This window comes from Roseovarius sp. MBR-154 (genome assembly GCF_053628595.1).
The window spans coordinates 276,386-302,895 of record NZ_JBRJGR010000001.1 but is presented as its reverse complement, the minus strand read 5'-3'; the positions used below and the strand labels follow the sequence as shown (position 1 = coordinate 302,895).

The following is a 26,510-nucleotide window of genomic DNA, read 5'->3' as shown; positions in this document are numbered from 1 at the left end:
ACCATGACAACGATCACTCAACCGGGAGAAAAGACCATGAAAAAACTGACACTTGCACTGGCCTTCGGCGCGCTGACCGCGCCCGCGATGGCGCATGCAGACTGCGGCGAAGTCTCCGTCGCCGAGATGAACTGGGCCTCGGGCTCGATCATCTCCAAGATCACCGAGTTCCTGATGGAGCAGGGCTATGGCTGCGACGTGACGCTCGTGCCCTCGGCCACCACCACCGCCATCACCTCGCTCGCCGAAAACAACGAGCCCGACGTCGTGCCGGAGCTTTGGGTCAACTCCGCCCCCGCCTATTTCAAGCTTGAGCAAGAGGGCAAGGTGGTCAAGGCCGCCGATGTCTTCTCCGAGGGCGGCAGCGAGAACTGGTGGGTGCCTGACTACCTTGTGGAAGAGCACCCCGAATTGGCCACCATCGGGGGCGTGCTGGCCAATCCAGAACTCGTGGGCGGTCGCTTCCACAATTGCCCCGACGGTTGGGGCTGCCGGATTGCCAATGACAACCTCGTCAAGGCGTTCGACTTCGAGGGCCACGGCATCGAGGTGTTCAACCACGGCTCGGGCGACACGCTGCCCGCCGCCATGGCCTCGGCCTACGAGAACAAGGAACCGTGGTTCGGCTATTACTGGGGCCCGACCGCCGTTCTGGGCCGCTACAACATGGTGGCCGTGGACATGGGTCCGCACAAGCCCGAGGTGCATGCCTGCAACCAGACGCAGGATTGCGACAATCCCGGCAAATCCGCCTACCCTGCGGCCCCGGTGCTGACCGTCGTCACCTCGGATTTCGCGGAGCGGAACCCTGAAGTGTTCGAATTGGTGAGCAACATCTCCTTTGGCACGCAGGAGCTGAGCAACCTTCTGGCATGGCAGGCGGATAACAGCGCCTCGGCAGAAGAGGCCGCCGTCCACTTCCTGACGCAGAACAGCGACACATGGAAAGGTTGGGTGAATGACGCCGCTGCCGAGAAACTGAGCGGCATCATCAAGTAAACGATGCCTTCGGGCGGGGCCGTGCGACATGCGCGGCCCCGTTTGCCCAATAAGCACGACAAGGCCCGCCAAGGGCCTGCGCAGGGAGAGCCGACATGGCGACATATGATTTCATCTTCAACGGGCTCGGCTTGCGCGAGTGGTGCGACAAGGATGCCACCACCGGCCCGATGAGCATGGCCGACCTTCTCGCCCAGGGCTCGGGCGGCGGTGAAAGCACCCCCATCTGGGAGTTGCCCTTTCCCTCTCTCGATGCGCTGAACGAGGCTTGCCCGGCGATTGCCCGGACCCGCGACCTGACCAAGGGGGTCGAGACCAGCTTTCTGGATATCAAGGATTCGCTCAAGGTGGTGCTCGATCCGATCACCCAACCGCTAAGCTGGTTTCTCGAAGGCGCACTCTACGCCTTCCAGAACACGCCGTGGTTCATCATGATCCCGATCCTGCTGGGGATCGTCTGGTTCGCGTCGAAATCCGTGAAGCTGGTGGGATTTGTCGCGTTTTCGATCCTCTTCCTCGCCTTCATCGACCATTACAATTTCGCTATGCAAACGCTGGCGATCATCTTTGTCTGCGCTTTTCTATGTGTGCTCTTGGGCGTGCCCATAGGCATCGCCATGTCGCGCAGCGACACGATGCAACGGCTGACGATCCCGGTGTTGGACATGCTCCAGACGCTGCCGCCCTTCGTCTATCTCATTCCGCTGATCTTCCTTTTCTCGGTGACCGAGCCGAAACTCTACGGTATCGCGATCATCCTCTATGCCATCGTGCCGGTGATCCGCCTGACCGATCTGGGTATCCGGCTGGTCGACAAGGAGGTTATCGAGGCCGCCGAGGCGTTCGGCATGACCGACCGGCAAAAGCTCTACGGGGTGCAGATCCCGCTCGCGCTGCCCAACATCATGGCGGGGGTGAACCAGACCATCATGATGAGCCTTGCGATGGTGGTGATCGCCTCGCTGGTGTCGGCGCCGGGTCTGGGCGTGCTGGTGCTGCGCGGCATTCGCAATCTGGAACTGGGCGTCGGTCTGATCGCCGGTCTGGGCATCGTGCTATTGGCGGTGATCCTTGACCGGGTGACCAAGGCGGCGCTGGCCCGTGTCAATGCTGCAAGTGCGGTGCAGAGAAACTCATGAACGGGGCCGCTGCAATGGAAAAAGACGTCAAGATTTCGATCCGCAATCTCTACAAGATCTTCGGGTCGGACCCCAAGGGCGCGCTGGAGCATGTGCGCGCCGGGATGGGCAAGCCGGACCTGATGGAGAAGCACCGCCATGTGCTGGGCCTTCAGGACATCAATGTCGATATGCGCGGCGGCGATATCACCGTAATCATGGGCCTCTCGGGATCTGGCAAATCGACGCTGATCCGCCACCTCAACCGGCTGATCGAGCCGACGGCGGGGCAGATCCTGCTCGATGGCGAGGATGTGCTGGCCTATGGCGAGCGTGACCTGCGCCGCCTGCGGCGCGAGCAGATGTCGATGGTGTTTCAGCATTTCGCGTTGCTGCCGCATCGCACCGTGCTGGAGAACACCGGAATGGCCCGCGCCGTGCGCGGTGAGACCAAGGCCGATTTTCAGGACGATGCGCTCAAATGGCTGGATCGCGTGGGTCTTGGCGGGCAGGGCGGGCAGTATCCGCATCAACTGTCGGGGGGAATGCAGCAACGGGTCGGTATCGCGCGGGCGCTGGCCTCGGATTCGCCGATCATGCTGATGGACGAGGCGTTCTCGGCGCTCGATCCGCTTATTCGCACCGACATGCAGGACCTGCTGCTGGAGTTGCAGGAGGAATTGCAGAAGACCGTGGTGTTCATCAGTCACGACCTCGACGAGGCGCTGAAACTGGCCGATCACCTGGTCATTCTCAAGGACGGGCAGGTCGTGCAGCAGGGCGAGCCGCAGGAGATCCTGCTGCATCCCAACGACCCTTACATCGTGGATTTCATCAGCGACATTAACCGCGCACGGGTGCTGCGGGTGCGGTCGGTGATGGAGGAAACCAAGGCGCAGGACCGCGAGTTCGCGGGCGAGGTCGGCCCTGACGACACGCTGGAATCGGTCATTGCGATTTCCGAGGGCAATACCGGGCTGTGTTACCGCGTCATGCGCGACGGCCAACAGGTGGGCGCGCTGGAGATGCAGAAACTGGTGCGCGCGCTGGTGCCCACCGGGGCGGCAGAGGGCGGCATGCGCGACCGGGCCGTCTGAGGCGGCATTTACAGGGCTGTAATGCCGCGCGGATGTGCTATTGTCGCGTGAATAGCAGATAACAGAGGTGGCAGGGCATGCCCCGCCACCCACCCACAGGCCGTTACCAGAACAGAGACCCGCGTCATGAGCACCCAAGCCTCCGTTACCCGATCCGTCCACGATGCGGAGGGGGCGGCGGTGATCGACGCCTTCATGCGCCCTTATGAGACTGACACGCCGCTGATCCGGATGGGCGATTTTGGCGATGGCGGCTACCTGTTGCCCGATGATCTGCGCGGGATCGCGGCGTGCTACTCACCCGGCGTGTCAGAGCAGGCGAGTTTCGAGATGGACATGGCCAAGCGGGGCATTGCGTCCTTCATGGCCGACGCCTCGGTCGAGCGGCCCCCGCTGAACGTGCCGGGGGCAGAATTCCTGCGGAAATTCCTTGGCGACAAGGATGAGGGCGAGGTCATGACGCTGGCCTCTTGGGTGGCGGCGACCGATCCCGACCCCGGGTCGGACCTGCTGTTGCAGATGGATATCGAGGGGGCGGAATATGCCACTTTGTTTGCCGCGCCGCGTGACCTCTTGCGCCGGTTCCGGATGATCGTGATCGAATGGCACCACCTGCCCTCGATCCTGACCAAGCCGCGCTTCATGGGCCCGGCGCTGGCCGCGATCGAAAAGCTGCGCGAGGATTTTGTAACGGTGCATCTGCATCCCAACAACGTGTCGGGCAGTGTCGAGATCGATGGCGAGCCGATCCCGCGCGTGGTCGAGGCGACGCTGTTGCGACGTGACAGGGCGCAGGGCCTGCGCCCGGCGACCGCGCTGCCGCATCCGCTCGACCGGCGGCACAACCCCAGAAAACCCGCCCTCGCACTGCCGGGGCGGTGGATGCGTGACCCGGTGAAGGAGTGCAAGTGATGGACAAGGCGGTTCTGGAACGCCCCGAATTGACGTTTTCGCCCGAGGTGGGCGACTGGGTGCGCGAGACCTATGCAGCCTCCAAGGTCATTCTCGAATATGGCAGCGGCGGCTCGACCGTGCTGGCCTCGGAAATGACCGGCAAGACGGTCTTTTCGGTCGAGAGCGACCGCCGCTGGACACGCCGCCTGCAGGCCTATCTCGATGAGGCGGGCGCGCCGTCGCCGGTGCATCTGCACTATACCCCGATCGGCAAGACCGGCAAATGGGGCCGCCCGGTGGATAGCAGCGGCTATCGGCGCTATCACGAATATGCGCTCGATATCTGGGATCACCCCGAGTTTCAGGCCCCCGATACGGTGCTCATCGACGGGCGTTTCCGCGAGGCGTGCTTTTACGCGGTGATGCTGCGCTGCACCCGCAAGACTGTGGTGCTGTTCGACGATTACGGCGACCGGCCGCGCTATCATGCGGTGGAACGCTTTGCCAAGCCGGTCGAGATGCGCGGACGGATGGCCCGGTTCGAGTTGAAGAAGATGGCCCTGCCGCGCGAGGACCTGACCCAGATCATCGGCGCGTTTGCCAACCCGTTCTGACGGTTAGACCGCCGTCTCTGGCAAGAGGCCCTGCACCAGATCGCTGAAATCGGGACGCTCGCGCAGTTCTGCGATCAGCGCGCGGTGATTGTCGCAGCAGGCCTCGTGGAGGCGGCGCAGGGCCGGGTCGGACAGCAAGTTATCGTAAATCTCGGCCTTGCGCGGGCGGATGCCATCGATGCTGCGATCCTCGATCCGGTTGTGGTTCATCTTGTTCCAGTAGTCGAGGCCAAGCGCCTCGCCGCCGTGATGGGCGCGGCCCCGGGCTTTTTTCACCAGATAGGATTCGCAGGATTTGAGCGCGTAGTGATTGAGTTGCACCAGATCATAGCCGAGCGAATCCGGCCCCGAGCGCCAGCTGCCTTCCATGTAACGCTCGGGCATCGGCTCGCCCGAGCCGTTGTACCAATGGGTTTCGGCAAAGGTGTCGACCGTGGGCCGCTTGGGCCGGTGCACGCCGATATGCCCCCACAGGTCGCGCCGGAACATGGTTTTCAGCCCCCAGGCCTGCGGCGGGCGTCGGGTCATGTCGGCGGCCGCCATCTGGAACTGATCGGCGAGAAAGGCATCCTCATAAGCCGCGACCCCGGCATTGCCGAAGAGCCGCCATGTCATCGACAGCGTGCGCGCTTGCGGTAACGCACCCGTCAGGGCGCGCAACGTGTGATCGCCGGTCTTGACGTTGATGTATTCGTCGGCGTCGATCGGGATCACCCAATCCTCGGGTCCGGCGAGATCCATCTTGAGAAACCGGCGATAGGCGCGGCGCTGCGGCGCGGGCTTTTTCGAGCTGTTATCGACATGATGCAGCTTGCCCATCTCGTGCAACCGGTCGAGCAGGGCATCCGAGCCATCGGTGCAATCGTTCGAGAAGATCGCCATCTCGTCCACGCCGATGGCCAGATTATGCGCGACCCATTCCAGAATGAACGGCCCCTCGTTCTTCATCGGGGTGACAATGACAAAGCGTCCCATCGGATATGCGCCGTCCTTTCGGTCAGAGAGTGCCGGGCCGCACGTCAGGTGCCCTGTGCGGCGGGCAGGCGGGTCTTGCGGAAGGTTTCGGAGATGAACACCGCATCGCCGAACCGCAACTGCCCGTTCTTCAGCCGCCGTGACGGGAAGATGTCGTAGAGAAGGTAGCCATGGCCGCGCATCAGGGTCAGGATTTCGTCCAGCAGGGGCACGCCGTCATAATGCGGAATGGCGAACCATTCGAGCATGATGATGTCGATAGCGTCGCGCGACAGCAGATCCTGCGCCCCGATGAGGATGTTGAATTCGCTGCCCTGCGTGTCGAGCTTCATGCAGGTGATGTGATCGACCGCGTTCGCCGCGCACCAGTCATCGAGGCGGTTGGTCTCGACGGTGATCGTCTCGGCGGCGGAGTGGCCGGAATGCTGCGCGGCCTCCTCGCCGGTATTGGTGAAGAGCGATGAACTGCCGACATGATCGGCAAGGTGGAAATCGCTCTGCCCGGTCTCGTGCGAGAGGGCCAACTGATGCACCTCGACCGTCGGAAACCGAGAGAAACGCTCGCGCACGTAGTCGCATTGCGCCGGGATCGGCTCGATCAGGTAGATCGGCATGTCGCAGAAGAGGCGGCACAACGGCAGCGCCATGGTGCCACGATTGACGCCGACATCGAGCACCGCGCCGCGACGCTCGGAATATTTCGACAGCCGCGCCACAGCCCCCATCGGTCCGCCCTTGGCGATGATCTTGTCGCGGTGTTTCTTCTTGGGATGAAGCATTGGATCTGCGTTCATGCGAATGGTCCTGTAAAATGTCCGGGACGCGATGCCGCGCCCTCACGACTGCTGCCCGCCGGTTGTCACGCTTGTAAACCGCAAGATCACCCGGCATCTCATCAAGCCGGCAGGCCCGCGTTTTTGTCAATAATCTTTCTCGGTGACCTCGTCCTTTGTCTCGATCTTGTTGACCTTGAGCCACCCGAGGAATTCGTCCCAGCCGGGGCGGTCCTTCAATTCGGCGATCTTGGCGCGGTGCCAGTCGCAGGCCTCGCGGTGCAGGCGGCTCAGAACCGGATCGGCCTTGAGCGCGTCGAGCACCGGGCGTGCGCGTTCGGCATGGGGCAGGATACTGCGATCCTCCGTGCGGTTGACGTTCATATCGGACCAGTAATGTTCGGTCTGCTCGCGGGCGATGTGATTGGTGCGACCCCGGTCGCGCTTGACCAAGAAGCTGTCGAGCGAGCGCACCGAGTAGTGATGCAGCCGTGCATAACGGTTGCTGAACCCCGACCATGCGCGCCAGCCGATCTGCCCCATCGGGCGCAGGTTGCCGCCGCAATCGGACCAGCGCACCGCATCCTCGCGCCCCTCGGGGACGCCCTTGGGGCGGTGCGGGTTGTATTTGCGAAAGAGGCCGTTGTTGCGGAACATCGTCTTGAAGCCGATGGCGCGCCCGTTGGCCGGATCATCCTCGATATCCGTGAGAAAGAATTGATCGGTCACGGGGGTGTCGGCGTACTCCTCGACCCCGCCACAGCCGAACAGTTTCCAGACAAAGGACACCGCATCGCAATCGCCCATGACGGCGATCATCTCATCGAGCGTCTGCACGCCCTCGCGCAGGTTGATGAACTCGTCCACATCGAGACAGATCAGCCACTCGGCCCCCGTGACCCACGGATGGGCGGTGGCGCGGCGCAGCGCCTTGTGCTGCGGCGGCGAGCCGTCCGAGACGTCGTTGGGCCGGTGACTGCAATAGCCCAGCTCCTCCAGCCGCTCGGCCATGAGGTCGGTGCCGTCGTCGCAATTATTGGTGAAGATCACGAAGCCGGTGAAGCCGATGGTCAGGTTATAGGCGATCCATTCCAGCAGGAAGGGCCCCTCGTTCTTCATCGTCGTCATGACGACATGGCTGCCGCCAAGGGCGGGGACGGGAAGGGCGGCGGTGATCGCTCCGGGCTTGGTCATTCGGCGGCCTGTCTCTTGAGTTTGCGAAAGGCGGGGCTGACGATTCGCGCCAGCTTGTCATGGCCGCGCTCTTGCAGGTTGGTTTGCAGCGCCTTGCGATACCACGGCAGAAAGCGGCGGTCGCGATACATCTTGTAAAAGACCTGCGGCGTCAGCGTGTCGTCGAGCGCGTGCTGCATCAGCGGCTTGAGCAGCCCCGCACGGCGCAGGAACACCGGCGAGAAATGCCCCGAACACCAGGTCTTGAGCCGGATCACGTTGTCGCCCTCCAGCCGGTCGACATGGCGGCGGTCGGGCTCGAAGAACGGATCGTAGAGCACGAAGGCCTTTTCGACCTCGTCGATCTCGAAGGCGCAATCGCTATGGGCCAGCGACCAGTCGCGCGCGCGTCCCATGCCAAAGCGTTTTTCCCAGGGCACCAACGTTTCGTCGAGCGTTGTCTGCGGGTTGAAGCTGACGACCGTGGCACCGGGCGCTAACGAGGCGAAGGCCAGCGCCGCGAAGCCACCCATTGAGGTGCCGGTCAGGATTACCTTTTCAAACTCGGCAAAGACCCCGTCCGCGGCCAGCTTTTCGAGATGGGCGATCAGTTGCGGGCAGCGATACCAATCCTTGCGCCGCGCCATCACCGCCATGTGCGACCAGCCATTGTCGCGCACGAATTTATAGGCCCAGGGTTCGCGCTCGGGCGAGAGATCGTTGACGTTCGAGAGGTTGTCGAAACTCACTACAAGGCGCGACGGATCGCGCCGGATGCAGACCAGCGCGTGATTTTGCAGCCTGGTATAGAAACCCTCGTTTTCGCCCCCGGTATGGATTTCGGCGAACCATGGCGGCAGAGCGGCGGAGGCCTCGGGGCGCATGTCGTCATCGGGCTCGATGCCATCCTCCTTCGCCTCGGGACGCGGCGCAGGCGGGGCTGCCTCGACCGGTGCGTCGGAGGCAGTGGCCTCGTGCAGCCGGTCGCCCAGAGCGCGCTCCTCGGCGCAGAGCGCCTCTTGCGCCTCGGCCAGACCGGGCAAGGCCATCAGCGTTCCCAGCACGCGCGCGGTTTCTGCCAGATGCGGCGACAGGTCAGGGCCTTCGCCCTTTATCGCGCGATAGCTTTCCAGCCGGTCACGCAGAGCCTCGGCATCCGGGCGCTGTTTGGTCGGCAGAGCCTCTTGCCTCAGATGATAGGTTGCGGCACTCGGCGCGGGAATTTTCAGGATCGTCGCCTTTGCCGTGCCGCGCGTCGCGGCATCTCCGATCCATGTCAGGCGGCTGTGCGGTTCCGGCATCGGCGCGCTGTCGCCATTCCTCCATTTGAGCGCCTGTTTACCTTGCGCCGGACCGGTCGGCACCTCGGGGTTGCGTGCGCCAAACAGGCCAAGCCGGACCACGCTGCGCAGCGGTGCATCGGACGTCACAGGCGCCGCCATGCGCGCATCGAAGAGGACCGACCCAGGCTCCTCTGCCTCAGTTACGCCCGCCACCCGCACCGGGGTCGAGAGCACATCCGCCCCACCCGAGGCGCGCATCAGCGATTGGACGCTTTTGGCGCTGCTCATGATGCAGAAGTACTCGTCCGCCGCGAGGTAGAGGCCGTAACCGCCGCTCTCCTCGGCCTCGAGGCGCCCGGCGCGCAACGCGGAATTATGGATCTCTTCCTTCATGTCGGGATCGACCGCGACGGGTACGATGCGCAGCACACCCGCCGCCGCAAGCGCGTCAAATAGCGGTTGCTTGCCGGATTGTCGCCGATCCGTGAACACCACGACATCGGTTGCGCCAATCGCGCGGTGATAGGCCAGCCATTCCAGAAAACAGGCATCAGGCTGCGCCACATAGGCGCTCAGCACCAGTTTCGGCCCGGTTGTCATGAACTCACCAACTCCTTCGCCACGGCCCGGCAGCGGGAGCGCTTGCGACTGTTTCCAGTGAGTGTATAAAATTTCCATGATATAGAAAAGGTTGATTTATGTCGACGGGTGCCGAAAACGGGCGCGGGTGGTTCATCGGGTTGCGCAAGGATCAGCTGGGCGCGCGCCTGCTGATGATGCTCAACAGCATCCGCCTGGCCGAGGATTACGGCACTGATTTCCGCATCAACTGGTTCCCGCGCGGGGCGATGGCCCCGAAACTCGACACGCCGTCGGATCTTTTCGCGCAGGAATTCATCGACCGGCATTTCATCGACAACGAGAGCTTCGAGGCGCTGGACAGCCTGACCAAACCGCTGTGGTCCTTTCTCAAGGACAAGACGCCCAAGCGGCTGGAGGCGCATCTGGCCGAGGGTGGGCATGTCCTGCTCGACGAGGGGTTCGAGATCGTGGCCTTCCCGTGGGAGGATGAGGCCGACCTGCGCGGTCGGTTTCGCGGTTTCATCTCCCATATCGGTTTTAACCCGGTGGTGCAGCGCCATATCGAGGCGATCGAAGCGGCGATGGCGCAGGGCAGCGGGCGCGTCGTGGCCTATCACATCCGGCGCGGTGACATCCTCAATGAAGACCCGTGGAAGCACAAAGAATGGCCCGCCAAAATCGAGCCGGATGAGCTTTATTCGGCCTACCTGGAAAAAAACGCAGGCGCAGGCGCGCTGGTGTTCTCCGATCAGGCCGAGAGCATCGCGCGTTTTACCACCGCGCAGAGCCACGTGCGCAGCATCACCGATCTGGTCGATCTGGTCGATTGCAAGCCGGTGCAGCGCGATTTTCTGGAGCTCTTCGCCATGTCGCGCGCCTCCGAGATCGTGGCCCCGCCGATCAGCGCCTTCAGCCGCGCCGCTGCCCGCCTGAGCGGACAGGAGCGCAAATGCTTTCACGAGGTGATGACCCTTGCGGAACGCGACGCCGCCTATGAGCATCTGGTGACCCGGTTCAACGCCGGTGTGGATAATTTCATCACCCCGAGCGAGGCCGCGCATGTCTATGTGAAACTCGCCCGCCGCCTGCAGGAAACCGGGCGCGAGGCCGAGGCATGGGAGATCGGTCAGAGCATTCTGGATGCGGGTGCCGACAATGCCTTCATGGCGCTGATGCATGCCACCAACGGCATCTATCTCAGCAAATGGGATGAGGCGCTGACGCATGTGGAGACCGCCCTTGCGCATCCGAACCAGTGGCAGGAGAACTATATCTCCGGCCTCGCCATCCGGGCGCATATCCTTGGGGCATTGGGCAAGCGGTTCGCCGCGCGGCGGTCGTTCCTGCGCGCCTTCTGGCAAAAGCCGATGCTGCCGGATGTGACGGTGCTGGGGTCGTTCATGATCAAGCGCGGGCGGCTCAAGCCCGGCGCGACGCTGCCGTTTGACCGTGCCACGCTGATGGCCCTGCCGGTGCGCTATCAGCAGACCAACATCGTGGTGCAGCAGGGCAAGATCCTGCGGCGTCGCGCGGCGGATCTGTCGACCATCGCCATCGAATGGCCGTGGTTCCCGCTCGATGGCAAAACCGGGCGGTTGTTGCAGTCGACGCAGGAACTGGAAGCGATGCGTAAGCGGCTTCTGGCGCATGAGACCTGCGTGCCGGGGGCCGGGCCGTTCAGCTTTTGCGCGCTGCTCGAGGCGCGGATGGGGCGGCTTGATGATGCGTTTGCGCGCAATACCAAGGCGGTGGCGCAGGCCCCCAACGATCCGCTGGTGCGCAAGCGGCAGGCGGAGATCCTGCTGCTGCGCGGCGATCACGAGACGGCATTGGTCGAGATGGACGCCTGCCGTGCCCATGCACCCGATCATGCCTTCTGGCATTTTTTGATCGGGCAAATTCATGAACAGGCGGGTGACATGGCTGCGGCGCGCACCTACTTCGAACAGGCCTCGTCGATGGATGACAGCACCGCCGAACTGCACGCCTATCTCGCGGAGGTCTGCCGCAGGATGGATGAGGAGGACGCCGCCGTCGCCGCCCTCGACCGCGCTGCCGAAATCGCCCCCAACCAGCAACGCTATAGGAACCGGCGTGACCGGCTGTCGCGAAAGCAGGCGTGAGGCCTGCGCAACGGGATGGTGTGACGCGGATCTTCGCCGTTATGCCCCTGAGTGTACTCAAGGATCATCCATCGTCCAAGACGATACCGCTGCAACGGCGTAACGGCATGATTTGCAAGCTCCTGTCAGGTCAGGGTTTCGCGCACACCCACTCGCTACCGGTCAGCGCAAAAATGCACATGCGTGCGGCCTGCAAAAAATCGGGAGCGCACTGATCTTCAAGCCGACGTTGAGGGATGATACAGTCAAGCCATGTTGCGATCGCAGCGAAGACGCCGCACAGGCCTGACCACGCGTGAGACGTAGAAAGGACCGCGCCCGATGTTTGCCAGCTGGTCGATCCCGTATCTGGGCGCAGGGTTTCTGCTGGCAGCGGTGATCGTGCTGGTCAGTGGCCTCCGCATCACCCGTCTCGTAGACAAACTGGCCGACCGGACCGGTATCGGCGAGGCCCTCGCAGGTGCCGTTCTGCTGGGCGCGGCCACCTCCCTGAGCGGCATCATCGTGTCGATCACCGCCGCGCTTGATGGGCAGGCGTCACTTGCCTATTCAAACGCGATCGGCGGCATTGCCGCGCAGACCGCCTTTCTTGCTATCGCCGACCTGGTCTATCGCAAGGCCAATCTGGAACATGCGGCAGCCGATCTCGGCAACATTTTCCAGTCAATCACGCTGATAGTGCTGCTGACGCTGCCGCTGCTCGCAGCCAGCGGAACGGAAACCGCCCCGTTTGCCGTTCATCCGGTATCGCTGCTGATTCCGGTTGTCTATATCAGCGGGCTGTTCGCCACCCGTGCGCTGCGCGAAAAGCCGATGTGGCAGCCGGTATCGACCACCGAGACACGCGAGGACCGCCCCGAAGAAGAGACCGAGACCGACCGCCGGAAAAGCACCGGCCGGCTCTTCCTCGAACTGGCCCTGCTGATGCTCGTCATGGGCAGCGCGGGTTGGGTCATCGCCAAGACGGCCGGTGCGATCACCGGGCGCCTGTCGCTGTCCGAATCGCTGGTCGGGGCGTTGGCGACCGCCGTAGTGACATCCTTTCCCGAACTCGTGACCACGGTCGCTGCCGTGCGGCGCGGCGCGCTGCAACTGGCGGTCGGCGGCATCATCGGCGGCAACAGCTTTGACACGTTATTTCTCAGCGCGGCAGACGTCTCGTTCCGCGACGGCTCGCTCTATCACGCGGCAGGCGCGGGCGACCAGGTCTGGACCCTCACTGCGATTCTGATGACCGCAGTCCTGCTGGGCGGGCTGGTCCTGCGCCAACGCGTCGGACCAGCCCGCATCGGGGCCGAAAGCGTGGCGCTGCTCGGAATCTATGCCAGTGCCATCGCGATGCAGATAACGATGATGGCCGGACCGTGATCCGCATTCGAATGGGTGCGACCTTGCCGAAATGCCGGTCAGTTTGCGCGATAGCACATGGACGCAGGACGGCGTGATCCACAGACGTCTTGCAGGAAACGGAGGGAGTTCATGCCATTTCAGAACCGTGTCGCGCCGACGGGCGCGCTACACGCCGTCCCGTCCAAGGGAACGCTGATGGTTAATCGCGGTATCCTTCACGACGCGGACGGTCGGATCGTCAGAACCCACGCGCATTGTAACTGGGTGACCTGCGCGTTACAATTCAAGGGCCGCAAACAGAGCCTGATGGCACCCGGACACTACACCCAGCTGTTCTTTCTCGACGAGGCGACGGCGCTAGCTGCCGGGCACCGGCCCTGTGCTACATGCAGGCGCTCGCGGTACCGGTCATTCGTCGATGCTTGGTGCGACGTGCACGGCCCTCCGACTGGCGGAGGATCCGCGCCGCAGGCTATCGACAGGGCGCTGCATGTCGCGCGGATTTCGAGGCAACGGGGAAAGATCATTTTTCGGGAAAGACTGGCCGACCTTCCGAACGGTACGATCCTTGCCGACCCGGATGGCCCAATTCTGATTTGGGACGGCGCTTTCCTGCGGTGGAGCTTTGCAGGCTATCACCCCATTGACTCAAATCTGCCGGAGGAGGTCAGCGTGTTGACCCCCAAACCGTTGGTCGAGCTCTATGCCGCAGGCTGGGTGCCCGACATGCGGGCCTGAAGCGTAGAGCGTTCGTGTCCAAGATCTCCGGCAGGTTCGGGGGCTGGTCCGCGCCCGCTCGATCATTCCATCGGCAGGAGCGCGCGAATGCCGAACATGCCGTCGGGGCCCTTTTCCAGCATCATCATCACCTTGTCACCCGGCGTGACCCCGTCCATTTCGGCCCCGTCGAGCAAAGTCATGTCCATGGTCATGGCAGGCCAACCGATATCGGGAATGGGGCCATGGCTGACATTCGCCATGCCCTCCGACAGGCTGTTCAATGTGGCCTCGGCATGCACGTCATCGGCCATGGTCGCGTGATCGCCCATGGTCATGCCGTGACCGCTCATATTGCTCTGGGCGAGTGCCGCGGGGGCCGGCAGAGCGGCCAAGGCCAGGGTCAGGATAAATTTGCGCATGGTGTCCTCCATGTTTGAGCGCGAAAGAACAGCCCGGTCATTCACCGGGCTGTGGGGTAGAAAAGGGGCGGATGGGCTGCAAGTCCTGCCGGTTGATCCGGGCCAAGGCCAGCCGCTTCCAGATGACGAAAGTCGCTGGGATGACGAACAGCGTCAGCAGCGTCGCCGTGGCCATGCCGCCAATCATCGGGGCGGCGATGCGCTGCATCACCTCTGATCCGGTGGCGTCGCCATACATGATCGGGATCAGCCCGGCGAAGATCGTGGCGACGGTCATCAGCTTTGGCCGAAGCCGCAAAAGCGCGCCGTCGAACACCGCCTGCTCGATATCGTCGTGGGTCACCGCGCGGCCCTCGTCCTTGGCCGCCAGCAGGCGCCGGTCCCAGGCGAGGTTGAGATAGAGCAGCATCACAATCGCCGTCTCCACCGCCACACCAGCGAGCGCGATGAACCCCACCAGCACCGCGACCGACACGGCATAGCCCAAGACCCAGATCAGCCAGATCCCACCCGCCAGGGCCACGGGCAGCGCCAGCAGGATGATCGCCACCTCGGTCACCCGGTTGAAGGCCAGAAACAGCATCAGCGTGATGATCAGCAAGGTCGCGGGCGCGACCATGCTCAACCGTTCTTGAACGCGCGCGACATATTCGTATTGCCCCGCCCATGTCAGCGAATAGCCTGGGGGCAGATCGACTGCGTCGGCCACCACCGCGCGCGCCTCTTCGACATAACCACCCAGATCGCGGCCCGCGATGTCGATAAAGACAAAGCCGGTGCGCCGCGCGTTCTCGGACCGGATCATGCCCGGTCCGTCCGCTAGCCGCACCTCGGCCACCGATCCCAGCGGGATATGCGCGCCCGAGGGCGTCACCATCGGCAGATCCGTCAGCCGGTCCGGGCTGTCTCGCCAGTCGCGCGGGTAGCGCAGGTTGATCGGGAACCGCTCCAGCCCCTCGACCGACTCTGCAATCGTCTGCCCGCCGATGGCGGTCTGCACCACCTGCTGCACGTCCGCGATCGACAGGCCATAGCGCGCCGCCGCCATCCGGTCGATGTCGATCTCGATGAACCGTCCGCCGATGGGCCGCTCGGCATAAGCCGAACTGGTGCCGGGGATGCCCGCCACCGCGCGCTCCACCGCCACGCCGATCTCTCCGATCACATCAAGATCGGCACCGGATATCTTGACGCCCACTGGCGTCTTGATGCCTGTGGCCAGCATGTCGATCCGGTTCTTAATCGGTTGGATCCACACATTCGTGACACCCGGCACCTGCACACGCGCATCGAGCTCATTTCGGATATCCTCCATCGTCACATCAGGCCGCCAGTCCTCGCGCGGCTTCAACTGCACTGTGGTCTCGATCATCGTCAGGGGCGCGGGGTCTGTCGCCGTCTCGGCGCGCCCCAGCTTGCCATGCACCGTCTCGACCTCAGGCACCTGTGCGATCATCCGGTTGGTCTGTTGCAACACCTCGCGCGCCTTGCCGATGGAGACACCGGGATAGAGCGACGGCATGTAGAGGAAATCGCCCTCGTTGAGCTCCGGCATGAACTCGGTTCCCAGACGCTGTGCCGGATATAACATCGAGCCGACCAGGATCCCCGCCAGCAGGACCGTCGCCCAGGGCCAAGCCACCGCCGCATCGAGAAACGGACGGTAGAGCCATTGAGTGACCACATTGAGCGGATTGCGCCGCTCCTGAACGATCCGCCCCCGGATAAGGTAGCCCATCAGCACCGGCACCAGCGTCACCGACAGGATCGCCGCCGCCGCCATCGCATAGGTCTTGGTGAAGGCAAGCGGCTTGAACATCCGCCCCTCCTGCGCCTCGAGCACGAAGACCGGCAGAAAACTCACGGTGATGATAGCGAGCGAGTAGAAGAGCGCTGGCCCCACCTCGGCCGCCGCCTCGCCCGCCGCGCGCCAGCGCTCCTCAGCGCTCAGGCGCTTGCCTTCCATCTTGCGGTGCATCGCTTCGATCATGACGATGGCCGCATCCACCATGGCACCGATGGCAATCGCGATCCCGCCCAGCGACATGATGTTGGCGTTGATCCCCTGAAGCCGCATCACGGTGAACGCGGCCAACACGCCCAGGGGCAGAAACAGCACGATCACTAGAGATGAGCGCAGGTGCAACAGGAACGCACCGCAGACCAGCACGACTACGATGAATTCCTCGGTCAGCTTCTTCTGCAGATTGTCGATGGCCCGCTCGATCACGCCCGAGCGGTCATAGGTGGTGACGATCTCCACACCCTCGGGCAGCGAGGCGCGCAAGCTCTTCAGCTTTTCCTCCACCGCCTCAATGGTGGCGAGCGCATTCTCGCCCCAGCGCATGACGACGACACCGCCCACGGCGTCGCCGATCCCGTCAAACTCACCCACGCCCCGACGCATTTGCGGGCCCAGCCGGATCTCGGCCACGTCGCCAAGGGTCAGCGCCGCGCCGCGTTCGTTCACTATCAGCGGGATCTGTGCCAGATCATCGATGCCGTCCACGTAACCCGTGGCGCGGACCATGTATTCGGCCTCGGCCATCTCGATTACGCTGCCGCCAGTCTCTGAATTGGCGTCCTCGATGGCGGTGCGCAAACGGGCCAGCGGAATGTCGAACGCGCGCAGCTTGCCCGGGTCCACGACCACCTGATACTGCTTGACCATGCCGCCGATGGTCGCCACCTCCGAGACGCCGTCGACCGTCTGCAACTCGAATTTCAGGAACCAGTCCTGCAGGCTGCGCAACTGCGACAGGTCATGCCCGCCGGTGCGGTCTATGAGCACGTATTGATAGATCCACCCCACCCCGGTCGCATCGGGGCCAAGTTCGGGGCTGACGCCGCGCGGCAGGTCGGATTGCACCTGTGCGAGGTATTCAAGCACCCGCGACCGCGCCCAGTAGAGATCGGTGCCGTCCTCGAAGACGACATAGACGAAACTGTCGCCAAAGAACGAAAAGCCGCGCACATCGACCGCCCCCGGCACTGCCAGCATGGCGGTGGCGATGGGATAGGTCACCTGATCCTCGACCACCTGCGGCGCCTGGCCCGCATAGGGCGTCTTGATGATCACCTGCACGTCCGAGAGATCCGGGATCGCATCCACGGGCGTGTTGCGCAGCGACACGACCCCCGCCGCCGCCAGCATCAGCGCCAGAACGATCACGATGAAACGGTTGGCCAGCGACCAGCGGATGAGCGCGGGGATCATTGGCTGAGCTCCCGGATACCCAGCACGGTGAGCGAGAAATCCGCGCCCTGCGCCATCTCGATCACCGTCTCGCGCCCGATGGGCAGCGTTGCGGGATCAAGCCCATCGGCCAGCGCGAACTCCATCGTCATGCCGGGCATTCCGATGGCGGCGATGGGGCCGTGGGTGATGTTGGCCATGCCGTCCGATACGCCGTTGATCGTGCCGGTTACGGTGATCGGCGCGGCCTCGGTCTCTGGCACCTCGGGCTCCGCCCCGGCCCCGTCCTCGGCGCGCAGGGCCACGATGACGAACATCCCGTCCGCGCCCTTGGCCAGATCGAAACTGACCGTCGCATCCAGCGGCACGGTCGCCGGATCGACGCCCGCCACGTCGAAGTCCATCCGCATCTCGGGCCAGCCGAGCGCCGGGATCGGATCGTGGCTCATTGTCAGCTTGCCGTCCGCGGTCACCGCGTGCACCACCCCGCGCCCGGTGGCGGCGATGCCGTCGTCGCGGCCCAGATCGGTCAAAGCCATGAGGCCATCGGCCCCGCGCACGATCTCGAAGCGCAGCGCGTCATCCGGGGCCAGCCCCTCAATCGCCACATCGGCGCGCACGGTGAACACCGTCTCCATCGCGGGCCAGTCAAGCGCCTCGATCACGTCATGGCGGATGCGCGCGCGCCGGGTTTCAGGGTCAAACGACACGAGCACTCCCCGCCCAGCGACAGGCTCGGCCTCGGTCGGCGCGAACCGCATCATGCCCGCTTTGAGCGCGCTCTCGCTGTCAATGAGGAACTGCGCCGAGGCCACGACCTCCTCGCCCGGCTCCAACCCCTGCACGATCTCCGTCCGTCCCCCCGCGCCGAAACCACCGCGCAAACCCGTGGTTACCAGCCGGGGCCGGAACGTGCCCTCGGGGCCGCGCAGAATCACCCGCTCGGCGCGCCCGGTGCGGATCACCGCCTCCGACGGCACGGTCAGCGCCTCGCGACCCTCGGACGGGACAAGCGCCACATTGGCGAACATGTTGGGCCTAAGCAGCCCCTCGACATTGCCGAACCGCAGCCGCAGCTTGAGCGTGCGCGTCTCGGGATCGAGCTCGGGAAAGATATAATCGATCTCGCCGGTAAAGACCCGCCCCGGCAAATGTTCTATCCGCGCTTCGGCGCGCATATCCGGTGTAATCCGTCCCATGTCGCGCTCGAAAACATCCACGATCAGCCAGACCGAGGACAGATCGCCCAGCGACAACGCTCGGGTTTCGGGCCGTAGGAACATGCCATCAGCCCCGGCAAGAGCGATCACCACTCCGTCCTGCGGCGCGTAATAGCGGATGCGCTGCGCCGGAATATCTGCCTGCGCCATCTCCTCGATCTGCCGCGCGCTTACTCCGAAATTACGGAGTTTCGTGCGCGCGATGGTGATTTCCTGCGCGTTCTGCCGCCGCGTGGCGCGCATCAACTCAGAGCTCGCAATGGTGATCTCGGGCGCGAACAGGTCAAAGAGAAGATCGCCCTCGGCGACCGGATCGCCCACGGCACGCACCGCCAGCCGCTCGATCCAGCCCTCGACGCGCGTGTGAATATGGCTTGTTGCGTGCTCGTCATAGGTGACAAAGCCCACCGTCTCGACGCGCTGCGCCACCTCCTCGACGCGGGCCACGGCGCTGCGCACACCGATGGCATTGACCTCCACCGCGCTCAGCCGCAGCTCGGATGGGTCGCTTGCGGTCGTCTCGCCCTCATAGACCGGGATCAGCTCCATCCCCATCGGAGATTTGCCCGGCCCGTCCTTGCGGAAACTCGGGTCCATCGGGGCCACCCAGTAGAGGATCTCCGGCCCGCCCTCATCGCCTGTTCCGGCACCGACCGCGCGTTCGCGCTCGATCCCGATTCCGACGCCTAGTCCGGTGAAGAGTGCCAGCACGGTCAGCGCCGCGTATCGTCCACGCATGTCATATACCTGTCTTCAGACCAGCCGGGACCACAGGCCACGGCCAAACCATGCCAAGGCGCGCGGGGCGCACTCAGGCGGTGGGGAAAAAGATCAGGTTCGTCTTGGGGGTTTGTCGGCGCGGTTAGGGGCAGGCTGCAAGGCGGGGTTGGCCGCCACACCGGCAAAATGTGCAGTCATCGCTACGCCCGAATGATCCGCGCAAGGCTCTTCGACATCCGCAAAGCAGCAGACGGCCATCGCGCAATCGGCATCCATGGTCTGCATGCCGCCTGTGCTGCCCTGCGTGTCATGCGTCATGCCTGCCATGTCGTGCATCTGATGGTGTGAATGTACATCACCGCTTTGCGGCGCTGCATGGCTCATGGTACCAAGCCCAAGGTCGCCCACGAACACTGCGAGCACCAGCATGAGCGTCACCAGACGCGATATGATTGGACGCAGGCCGATCATGCCCGCGATCATACCGCCGGGTTCGGGATTGTCCATGACGTGAATGCCGCAGGCCCAAGTTTGTTCAATCAGCCGATGCGGGCCTGCCGATCAGGCCCTGTCCTGTCTGTCCGGTGCCTGCGCGAGATCTGGCGGATCAAAACAAACCTGCTCGCCAAAGCAGAGCGCCAGATCGTTCTGTCGCGCCACCCAGTCCGCCGCCAGGGTGACTTCACCGCTCTGCGTCCATTGCTGCTGCGCCTGCCCTGCCATCCAGTCATCGGGCGGCCCCAGCGTCGAGGCGCGATGCGTCACGTTCCAGATGAAATAGTGATGCGGCACGATGACCTTTGGCCGCAGCCGCTCGCGGATCGTCTCGACCTGCTCATAGCCCAGCACATGCTGCGAGCCGTCGATGGGCAAGAGCGCCACATCGACACGGCCCAGCCGGTCCCAGATCTCTGGTGGCGGGTCCGGGCGGTTGTCGCCCCAATGCAGGATACGCAGTCCCCCCGTCTCGATCAGCAGCAGCGTGTTGTCGAACGAGCGCCAGTTGTCGGGCGGCACAGTCTCCATCGGGGTGAGCTTGCGGGTAAGACCGGCCCAGTCCACATCCGCGTGTGCGGTGTCCGAGACATGCTTGTCGGCAATCCCGGTGACCGCCACATCGGCGAATTCATAGCGCCCGATGAGCCGGTCGAGCAAGGTGCTCGCATGCAGGCGGTGCAGGGCATCATGATCGAAATGGGCGTGGGTCGAAAGACCGATATCCACCTCGACCTCGGGGAAATCGAACAGATACCAGTTCCACGTGCCCCAGGGCGGGTTGCGCCACGGGTCGATCATCAGCGTCAGCCCCGAGGGTGTGGTGATCCGGAACGCCGAGCCGCCGAAATAGGCCAGCCGCACCGGCCCTTCGGCGGGCGCGGCCTGCTGTCGCGCAATCATGCGGTTGTTGTTCTCGCTCTGCTTCCAGGCCCAGAGCCCCTCGTTCAGCTTATCTGTCATCCCGGTCCTCCCTTGCCACGGCCCTTTAGGCCATCATCTGCCCGACCCCCTCTTCGGTCTCGATCTGAAGAGAATCGTTGAACCGGTTGAAAAAGCCGCACAGCGCGATGCGCAGGGTCAGTTCGACGAGCTGCTCCTCAGTGAAATGGCGCTTCAACTCGTCAAAGATAGCATCCTTCATGGTGTTGAAGCTGTTGGTCACCTGCACGGCATAGTCGCGCACCAGCAAATCGACCGCGTCGAACCCTTCAGGCTCATCGGCGAGAATATCCTCGACCGCCGCCGCGCTCAGCCCGTGCGACACCGCGCGCGGCGCGTGATGGCCGATGCAATACTCGCATTTGTTGATGGTTGAGACGGTGACCAGCGCAATCTCGAGGTAGCGCTTGGGCAGCACCGCCTCGTCGTGCAGCTCCAGCAGGAGCCCCATGATATGCTTGACGGCGGGCGGCCGGTGGGCAAACACCTTCACCTGATTGAGAAAGGGGCCGTAGTCGCGCGCGTAGCGCTCGTAGATGGGTCGCACCTCCTCGGGCACCTCGTCGATCTCGACATCTCTGACACGGGCCATGTTACCTCCATTTTAGCTGTGAGAGAGGGGTCGCGCCCCTCTCCCGTGGGATTTCAGAATTCAAGGCGTTGCAGGACCACATCCTTACCATCCTGAATTTCAGAGAGCTGGAAATCTCGGCCGAGCACCATGCCCTCCTCGTCGAATTCAAGGCTGCCGGACGCGCCGGAATAGTTGATCTCCTCACCCGCGCGCAGCGCCGCCAGACCATCGGCGATGTTGTAGACTGTGGTCTTGCCCTCGCCGGTGGTCACGTCCCAAACGGCGCGGGCCACGGCGGCGCGGTCGGTCGTCCCGGCCTTTTCGATAGCCAGCAGCAGCGCCGACATCTGATCGCGCCCGGCGGTGCCGAACGGGTGCTGCACCGAGCCGGTGTCCTCCAGCCCGACCTCTCCCAGGTATTGCTTGTAGGCGGGTGAGGAAAGGGCAGGGACGGGAAAGCCGTGGATCACCCCGTCTCCCGCGGCGCCGACCGTGTCCTTGAACTGATCGCCGGTCGAGAGCGAGGTGGTGATGACCGCCCCTTCATAGCCCTGTCGGAACAGCTCTTTGTAGACGGCGGTAAAATCGGTGACGTAGGACGGGATGAACACGGCCTGCGGTGATTTGTCGATCAGTTGCGTCACCTCCGAGCGATAGGACGATTGCCCGGCATTGTAGTAGAACGGCTCCTGCACGAGCGCGTCCTGCCCCACCTTTTCGATGAAGCCTTCCATCATCGAGCGGGTGAAATCATTGTTGAGCGCCATCAGCGCATAGCTCTCGATGCCCCGGCTCAGCACCAGATCGGCGATCGCCCGGCCCCAGATCGGCGACAGCGGCTGAAAATTGAACACCAGCCCCTTTTCGTCGGCCACCGGGATGTCGGAGCTTGACGAGGTGCACATCTGGATCACGCCCGCGCTCTGGCATTTCGGCATGATCCCCAGCGTCACCGAGGAGGACCACGTGCCGATGATCCCCAGCACCTGATTGACGTTGATCAGCTTGTCGGCGGCGCGCACGGCTGTTTCCGGGTTGGTCTCGGAGTTCTCCTGATAGAGCCGGATCTGCCGACCCAAGATGCCGCCCGCGGCATTCACCGCCTCGGCCACCCGCTTGTGCGAGGCGGTGATATTGGGGCCAAAGGGCCCGCCGCCGCCGGTATTGGGCGTGAGCGAGCCGATAGCGATCTCGCCGTCCTGCGCGCGCAGGACCGACGGCGTTGCAAACGCGGCAACGCCGCTGGCGAGCAGGGTTCGTCTTGTCCATTCGATGTTCATGTATATCTCCTTGTTGGATGGGGTCATGCGCCTTCTGCCGGGCGCCTCAATCGGAAGAAACCTTGAATTTACGCTCCGGTAGAAGGCCGCGCGGACGCAGCCGAAGGGTTACGATCAGCAAGAGCCCGATCGCGATGATCCGCAGCGCCGACATCTTTTCGGCATCCAGCGCATCGGTGAAATCGCCGACAAAGCGGGTGCCTTCGAGAAAAACCATCACCGCCCCCGCGCCGAGCAAGATGCCGCGATTGTTGCCCGCGCCGCCAACGATGACGGACATCCAGATGAACATGGCCACCACCGGCATGAACACCTCGGGGCTGATATTCTGCACGTAATGGGCATAGAGCGCGCCCGCGAGCCCCATGAAGAACCCGCCCACGGCAAAGATCTGCACCCGGTGCAACAGCACGTTCTTGCCCAGCACCCCGGCCACCACGTCATCCTCACGGATCGCGCGCAGGGTGCGCCCCATCGGCGCGCGCCGGATCGCCTCGCAGACCGCATAGGTCAGCAGCACAAAGGCCGCGACAAGGCCGAGATAGAAGAGCGGGTAAAGGTCGGGGCCGATGATTTCGCCGAATGGCCGCGCCTCGATCCGCAGCCCACGCGGGCCTTCGGTGATCTGATCTTCGTTGAGCACGATGAGCCGGATCATCTCGCCCACGCCCAGCGTCACGATGGCAAGGAAATCCTCGCGCAATCGCACTGACAGCAGCGCCACCGCCGCCCCCATGATCAGACCCGCCACACAGGCGGCGCTGATGGCAAATCCCACCGGCACACCCAGCTTTACCGACAAGAGCCCCGACGTATAGGCACCCAGGGCATAGAACCCGGCGATGCCGAAATTTACCATCCCGGTGATGCCCCATTGCAGGTTGAGCGCCAGCGCCAGGATCATGAAGAACCCCACATAGGTGCCCATGGAGATGAGATAGGCGCTCATTTCTTGATCTCCGCCGTCCCGAAGAGGCCCTGCGGGCGCACCAGCAGCAGTACCGCGATGATGACGAAACCCACCGCGATCTTGTAGGTCGAGGGCAGCACGAGAATCGTCGCCTCCTCGGCCAGCCCGACCAATACGGCACCCAGGATCGCGCCATAGGGCGAGCCGATGCCGCCGAGGATCGCCGCGGCAAAGATCGGGATCGTCAGGTTCCAGCCCACCAGCGGCTCGATCACCAGATCCAGCCCGGCAAATACCCCCGTCAGCCCGAAGAGCGCGCCGCAAAGCGCGGTGGTGAAAGCCGTGACTCGGGCCGCGTTCACCCCCCGGATCGCCGCCAGCATCGGGTTGTCCGCCACCGCCCGCATCGCCCGACCGATGCGGGTATGCGCCAGCAGCAGGTGCAGCATGACCCCGATGGCCAGGCTCCAGCCGATGATCTCCACCTGTTCGGGGGTGATGTGCGCGCCGAATACCTTCCACGGGCGTTGCAGCGGGATGTCAAAGCCGCGCACATCCGCCGAGAAAAACAGCCGGACCACGTTCTCTAGGATCAGCGTCACCGCGACCGACACCACCAGAAGCGTGATCGCCGACTGACCCTGCATCGGGCGGAACACCGCCACATGCGCGCCCCAGACGACCAGAGCGGTGAACGCCATCGCCCCCGCCGCCGCCAGCGGCAGCGGCAGGCCCAGCGGCACGTTGAGCGTATAGGCGGCGAAGGCCCCCACCGTGATATACCCGCCGATCGCAAAATTCGGGAACCGCAGGATGCCGAAGAGCAGCGAAAAGGCCATCGCGGGCGGCGCGATCAGGGCGGCGTTGACCAGCGCGTTGACGATCATCTGAAGGCTCATGCGCGCGTTCCCAGGTAGAGGTCCGATACTTCGTTCGAGGCAAGCAGAGATCGGGCAGACCCTTCTAGCGCGACCCGGCCCGCCGCCATGACGATGCCGCGATGCGCGATGCGCAGGCCCTCGATGGCGTTCTGCTCGACCATCAGGATCGCCACGCCTTCAGCGTTGACCCGGCGCACGATGTCGAACATCTGCCGCACCATCAGCGGCGACAGCCCTGCCGAAGGCTCGTCCAGCAACAGCACCCGTGGGTCCAGCATCATCGCCATGCCGAAGGCCACCATCTGCCGTTGCCCACCCGAGAGGTTGCCCGCCCGCACCCGGCGCAACGGCTCCAGATCGGGGAACATCGCGTAGACCCGCGCGCAGGCGGCCTCGGCCCGGCGCGGATCGGTCCAGGCCCCCATGGTCAGGTTTTCATGCGTGGTCAGTTGGCGAAAGACATTGGCCTCCTGCGGCACATAGGCCATGCCCGAGCGCGCGATGGTGGCGGCGGGCAATCCGGCAATCTCGCGCCCCGCAACGCACACGCTGCCGGACATGGGGCGCACCACCCCGGCGATGGTCTTGAGCAGGGTCGACTTGCCCGCGCCATTGGGCCCGATGATGCAGGTGATCTGCCCCGCGCACAGGTCGAGCGTCACATCCTGGCAGATCACCGCCTTGCCATAGCCCGAGATGAGGTCGCGCGTGGCGAGCACCGTTTCAGCCATCCACCACACTCCCCAGATAGGCCTCGATCACTGCCGGATCACGGCGCAGATCGTCAAAGCGGCCCTTGGCCAGCAGACTGCCCTGCGTCATCACCACCACCGGGTCGCAAAGCTGCGCGATCATGTCCATGTCATGCTCGACGATGAGAAAGGTCTTGCCGTGCTCGCGGTTCAGGCGCCGGATCATGTCCGTCAACGTGTTCATCAGCGCCGGGTTGACCCCCGCCCCCGGCTCGTCGAGCAGGATGAGGTCGCAGTCGATCATCAGCGTGCGCGCCAGTTCCAGAAGTTTCTTCTGCCCGCCCGAGAGATCACCGGCGTAATCGTCGCGCAGATGCGTCAGCGTGGCGATCTCCATCACCTCGCAGGCGCGGCGGTAAACCTCCGCCTCCTGCGTGCGGACCGCGCCGGGGCGCAGGAAGATCGGCCATAACCGCTCGCCCAGTTGCGCCTGCGGAGCCAGCATGAGGTTCTCCAGCACGGTCATGCGTTGAAACTCGCGCGCAAGCTGAAACGTGCGGATCAGACCCAGCCGCGCCCGCCGCCACGGGGCCAGCCGGGTGATGTCCTGCCCATCAAGGCGCACCTCGCCCGCATCCGCGCGGACAACGCCGCTGAGCAGGTTGAACAGCGTCGACTTGCCCGCGCCATTGGGACCGATCAGGCCGGTGATCGTACCCCGCTCCACCTCGATCGACATGTCGCGCACCGCCTGCACACCGCCAAAGCTGCGGCTCATGGCGCGGGCATGAAGCAACGGGCTCATGCCCGGCCCCCGTCCGCAAGGCGCTGCCGGATCAGGTCTGCCAGGAGGGCCAGGGCCGCCCGCGCCTGCGCTGCGTCAGGCTCGATCATCTGACCCACCCGCAACCCGCGCAGCGACGAGGTCACCACCAGCATCAGCGTCTCGGCCTCGTCACGGCGCGGCCCCGCCGCGCCGAACACCTCGCGCGCGGTTTCGCGGTAACTCGCGAACATGCGGCGCATCCAGCCCTCGACATGCTGGCGCAGATCCGGATCGCCGCGCGACGCAGTCATCATGTCGATGGTGACCGACACATAGGTATCGGTCATCAGCCCGGTCCATGCCCGCTCGATGAACTGCTCTGCTGTAAGGGTGCGCTCGCGGTGATCCGCGCGAATGCCCGCAGACGCCTGGACCACCGACGCCCACATGCCACCGGTGGCGCGTTTTACCAGATCCGCCCTCGTGTCGAAGTGGTGCAGGATCGCCCCGCGCGACACACCGGCGCGATCCGCGATCATCGTCATGGTAATATTGGCATAGCCAACTTCCGCGATCAGGGTGACCGTCGCCGCACAGATCTTCTCGGTGGTCGCGGCAGAGCGTTCGTCCTGGGTCCGGCGGGGCGCGGTCTTTTTGCCCTGTTGTTCAATATCGCTCCGACTCGGCTTCATGCGGTCCCCTTTCGGAGGAAGC

At 64.0% G+C, this 26,510-nt stretch carries 24 protein-coding genes; 8 read left to right on the top strand and 16 right to left on the bottom strand.

The genetic code is table 11. The features are described from left to right. Positions 1–36: 36 nt before the first annotated feature. The 5 genes from ACSSV4_RS01435 to ACSSV4_RS01415 all read left to right on the top strand — a co-directional run bounded on the left by ACSSV4_RS01435 (position 37) and on the right by ACSSV4_RS01415 (position 4,722). On the top strand, positions 37–999 hold the full coding sequence (locus ACSSV4_RS01435) for an ABC transporter substrate-binding protein (RefSeq protein ID WP_454272988.1): 963 nt from the start codon (positions 37–39) through the stop codon (positions 997–999). A gap of 95 nt (positions 1,000–1,094) precedes the next feature. Next, positions 1,095–2,138, top strand: a complete 1,044-nt coding sequence (locus ACSSV4_RS01430) for an ABC transporter permease (RefSeq protein WP_454272987.1) — start codon at positions 1,095–1,097, stop codon at positions 2,136–2,138. A gap of 14 nt (positions 2,139–2,152) precedes the next feature. After that, positions 2,153–3,214, top strand: a complete 1,062-nt coding sequence (locus ACSSV4_RS01425; protein ID WP_454272986.1) for an ATP-binding cassette domain-containing protein — start codon at positions 2,153–2,155, stop codon at positions 3,212–3,214. A gap of 126 nt (positions 3,215–3,340) precedes the next feature. Further along, positions 3,341–4,126: an FkbM family methyltransferase gene (locus ACSSV4_RS01420; protein WP_454272985.1), complete on the top strand. Its 786-nt coding sequence runs from the start codon at positions 3,341–3,343 to the stop codon at positions 4,124–4,126. Next, positions 4,126–4,722, top strand: a complete 597-nt coding sequence (locus ACSSV4_RS01415; RefSeq protein ID WP_454272984.1) for a hypothetical protein — start codon at positions 4,126–4,128, stop codon at positions 4,720–4,722. The genes ACSSV4_RS01420 and ACSSV4_RS01415 overlap by 1 nt, the downstream gene beginning before the upstream one ends. Positions 4,723–4,725: 3 nt before the next feature. Here the strand turns inward: ACSSV4_RS01415 and ACSSV4_RS01410 are convergent, their stop codons facing one another. The 4 genes from ACSSV4_RS01410 to ACSSV4_RS01395 form a co-directional block, all read right to left on the bottom strand. Then, a complete protein-coding gene (locus ACSSV4_RS01410; RefSeq protein ID WP_454272983.1) occupies positions 4,726–5,697 on the bottom strand; it encodes a glycosyltransferase family 2 protein in 972 nt (323 codons plus the stop codon). A 44-nt stretch (positions 5,698–5,741) separates the two neighbouring features. Continuing rightward, a complete protein-coding gene (locus tag ACSSV4_RS01405) occupies positions 5,742–6,491 on the bottom strand; it encodes an FkbM family methyltransferase (protein WP_454272982.1) in 750 nt (249 codons plus the stop codon). Positions 6,492–6,617: 126 nt separating this feature from the next. After that, a complete protein-coding gene (locus ACSSV4_RS01400) occupies positions 6,618–7,664 on the bottom strand; it encodes a glycosyltransferase family 2 protein (protein ID WP_454272981.1) in 1,047 nt (348 codons plus the stop codon). After that, the gene (locus tag ACSSV4_RS01395) at positions 7,661–9,526 is read right to left on the bottom strand and encodes a glycosyltransferase family 2 protein (RefSeq protein ID WP_454272980.1); all 1,866 of its coding nucleotides are present in this window, start codon (positions 9,524–9,526) and stop codon (positions 7,661–7,663) included. The genes ACSSV4_RS01400 and ACSSV4_RS01395 overlap by 4 nt, the downstream gene beginning before the upstream one ends. Before the next feature lie 98 nt (positions 9,527–9,624). Here ACSSV4_RS01395 and ACSSV4_RS01390 point away from each other — a divergent pair, with 98 nt between their 5' ends. The 3 genes from ACSSV4_RS01390 to ACSSV4_RS01380 all read left to right on the top strand — a co-directional run bounded on the left by ACSSV4_RS01390 (position 9,625) and on the right by ACSSV4_RS01380 (position 13,719). Continuing rightward, positions 9,625–11,631: a tetratricopeptide repeat protein gene (locus ACSSV4_RS01390; protein WP_454272979.1), complete on the top strand. Its 2,007-nt coding sequence runs from the start codon at positions 9,625–9,627 to the stop codon at positions 11,629–11,631. Between the two features lie 321 nt (positions 11,632–11,952). Then, positions 11,953–12,999 (top strand): sodium:calcium antiporter, encoded by a 1,047-nt coding sequence (locus ACSSV4_RS01385; RefSeq protein ID WP_454272978.1) that lies wholly within the window; start codon positions 11,953–11,955, stop codon positions 12,997–12,999. A 111-nt stretch (positions 13,000–13,110) separates the two neighbouring features. Continuing rightward, positions 13,111–13,719, top strand: a complete 609-nt coding sequence (locus ACSSV4_RS01380; RefSeq protein WP_454272977.1) for a hypothetical protein — start codon at positions 13,111–13,113, stop codon at positions 13,717–13,719. A gap of 62 nt (positions 13,720–13,781) precedes the next feature. Here the strand turns inward: ACSSV4_RS01380 and ACSSV4_RS01375 are convergent, their stop codons facing one another. From ACSSV4_RS01375 to ACSSV4_RS01320, 12 genes are all read right to left on the bottom strand, one after another. Continuing rightward, positions 13,782–14,120 (bottom strand): copper-binding protein, encoded by a 339-nt coding sequence (locus ACSSV4_RS01375; RefSeq protein ID WP_454272976.1) that lies wholly within the window; start codon positions 14,118–14,120, stop codon positions 13,782–13,784. A 37-nt stretch (positions 14,121–14,157) separates the two neighbouring features. Beyond that, a complete protein-coding gene (locus ACSSV4_RS01370; protein ID WP_454272975.1) occupies positions 14,158–17,337 on the bottom strand; it encodes an efflux RND transporter permease subunit in 3,180 nt (1,059 codons plus the stop codon). Next, positions 17,334–19,274 carry an efflux RND transporter periplasmic adaptor subunit gene (locus tag ACSSV4_RS01365; RefSeq protein WP_454272974.1) on the bottom strand — a complete coding sequence of 647 codons (1,941 nt, stop codon included), beginning with the start codon at positions 19,272–19,274 and terminating at the stop codon, positions 17,334–17,336. The genes ACSSV4_RS01370 and ACSSV4_RS01365 overlap by 4 nt, the downstream gene beginning before the upstream one ends. 93 nt (positions 19,275–19,367) lie before the next feature. Next, positions 19,368–19,763 (bottom strand): hypothetical protein, encoded by a 396-nt coding sequence (locus tag ACSSV4_RS01360; protein WP_454272973.1) that lies wholly within the window; start codon positions 19,761–19,763, stop codon positions 19,368–19,370. A 54-nt stretch (positions 19,764–19,817) separates the two neighbouring features. Further along, entirely contained in the window at positions 19,818–20,714 is an 897-nt protein-coding gene (locus ACSSV4_RS01355; protein WP_454272972.1) for an MBL fold metallo-hydrolase, read from the bottom strand. A 25-nt stretch (positions 20,715–20,739) separates the two neighbouring features. Beyond that, the gene (locus tag ACSSV4_RS01350; RefSeq protein WP_454272971.1) at positions 20,740–21,285 is read right to left on the bottom strand and encodes a carboxymuconolactone decarboxylase family protein; all 546 of its coding nucleotides are present in this window, start codon (positions 21,283–21,285) and stop codon (positions 20,740–20,742) included. 53 nt (positions 21,286–21,338) lie between these two features. Then, complete coding sequence (locus ACSSV4_RS01345; RefSeq protein ID WP_454272970.1) at positions 21,339–22,547, bottom strand: ABC transporter substrate-binding protein; 1,209 nt, start codon at positions 22,545–22,547, stop codon at positions 21,339–21,341. Positions 22,548–22,593: 46 nt separating this feature from the next. Then, on the bottom strand, positions 22,594–23,496 hold the full coding sequence (locus ACSSV4_RS01340) for a branched-chain amino acid ABC transporter permease (protein WP_454272969.1): 903 nt from the start codon (positions 23,494–23,496) through the stop codon (positions 22,594–22,596). Continuing rightward, on the bottom strand, positions 23,493–24,356 hold the full coding sequence (locus tag ACSSV4_RS01335) for a branched-chain amino acid ABC transporter permease (RefSeq protein WP_454272968.1): 864 nt from the start codon (positions 24,354–24,356) through the stop codon (positions 23,493–23,495). Before ACSSV4_RS01335 ends, ACSSV4_RS01340 begins: the two co-directional genes overlap by 4 nt. Beyond that, positions 24,353–25,069, bottom strand: coding sequence for an ABC transporter ATP-binding protein (locus ACSSV4_RS01330; RefSeq protein WP_454272967.1), 717 nt, complete (start codon positions 25,067–25,069; stop codon positions 24,353–24,355). The genes ACSSV4_RS01335 and ACSSV4_RS01330 overlap by 4 nt, the downstream gene beginning before the upstream one ends. After that, a complete protein-coding gene (locus tag ACSSV4_RS01325; RefSeq protein WP_454272966.1) occupies positions 25,062–25,835 on the bottom strand; it encodes an ABC transporter ATP-binding protein in 774 nt (257 codons plus the stop codon). Before ACSSV4_RS01325 ends, ACSSV4_RS01330 begins: the two co-directional genes overlap by 8 nt. Beyond that, the gene (locus ACSSV4_RS01320; protein WP_454272965.1) at positions 25,832–26,488 is read right to left on the bottom strand and encodes a TetR/AcrR family transcriptional regulator; all 657 of its coding nucleotides are present in this window, start codon (positions 26,486–26,488) and stop codon (positions 25,832–25,834) included. The genes ACSSV4_RS01325 and ACSSV4_RS01320 overlap by 4 nt, the downstream gene beginning before the upstream one ends. Positions 26,489–26,510: the final 22 nt, after the last annotated feature.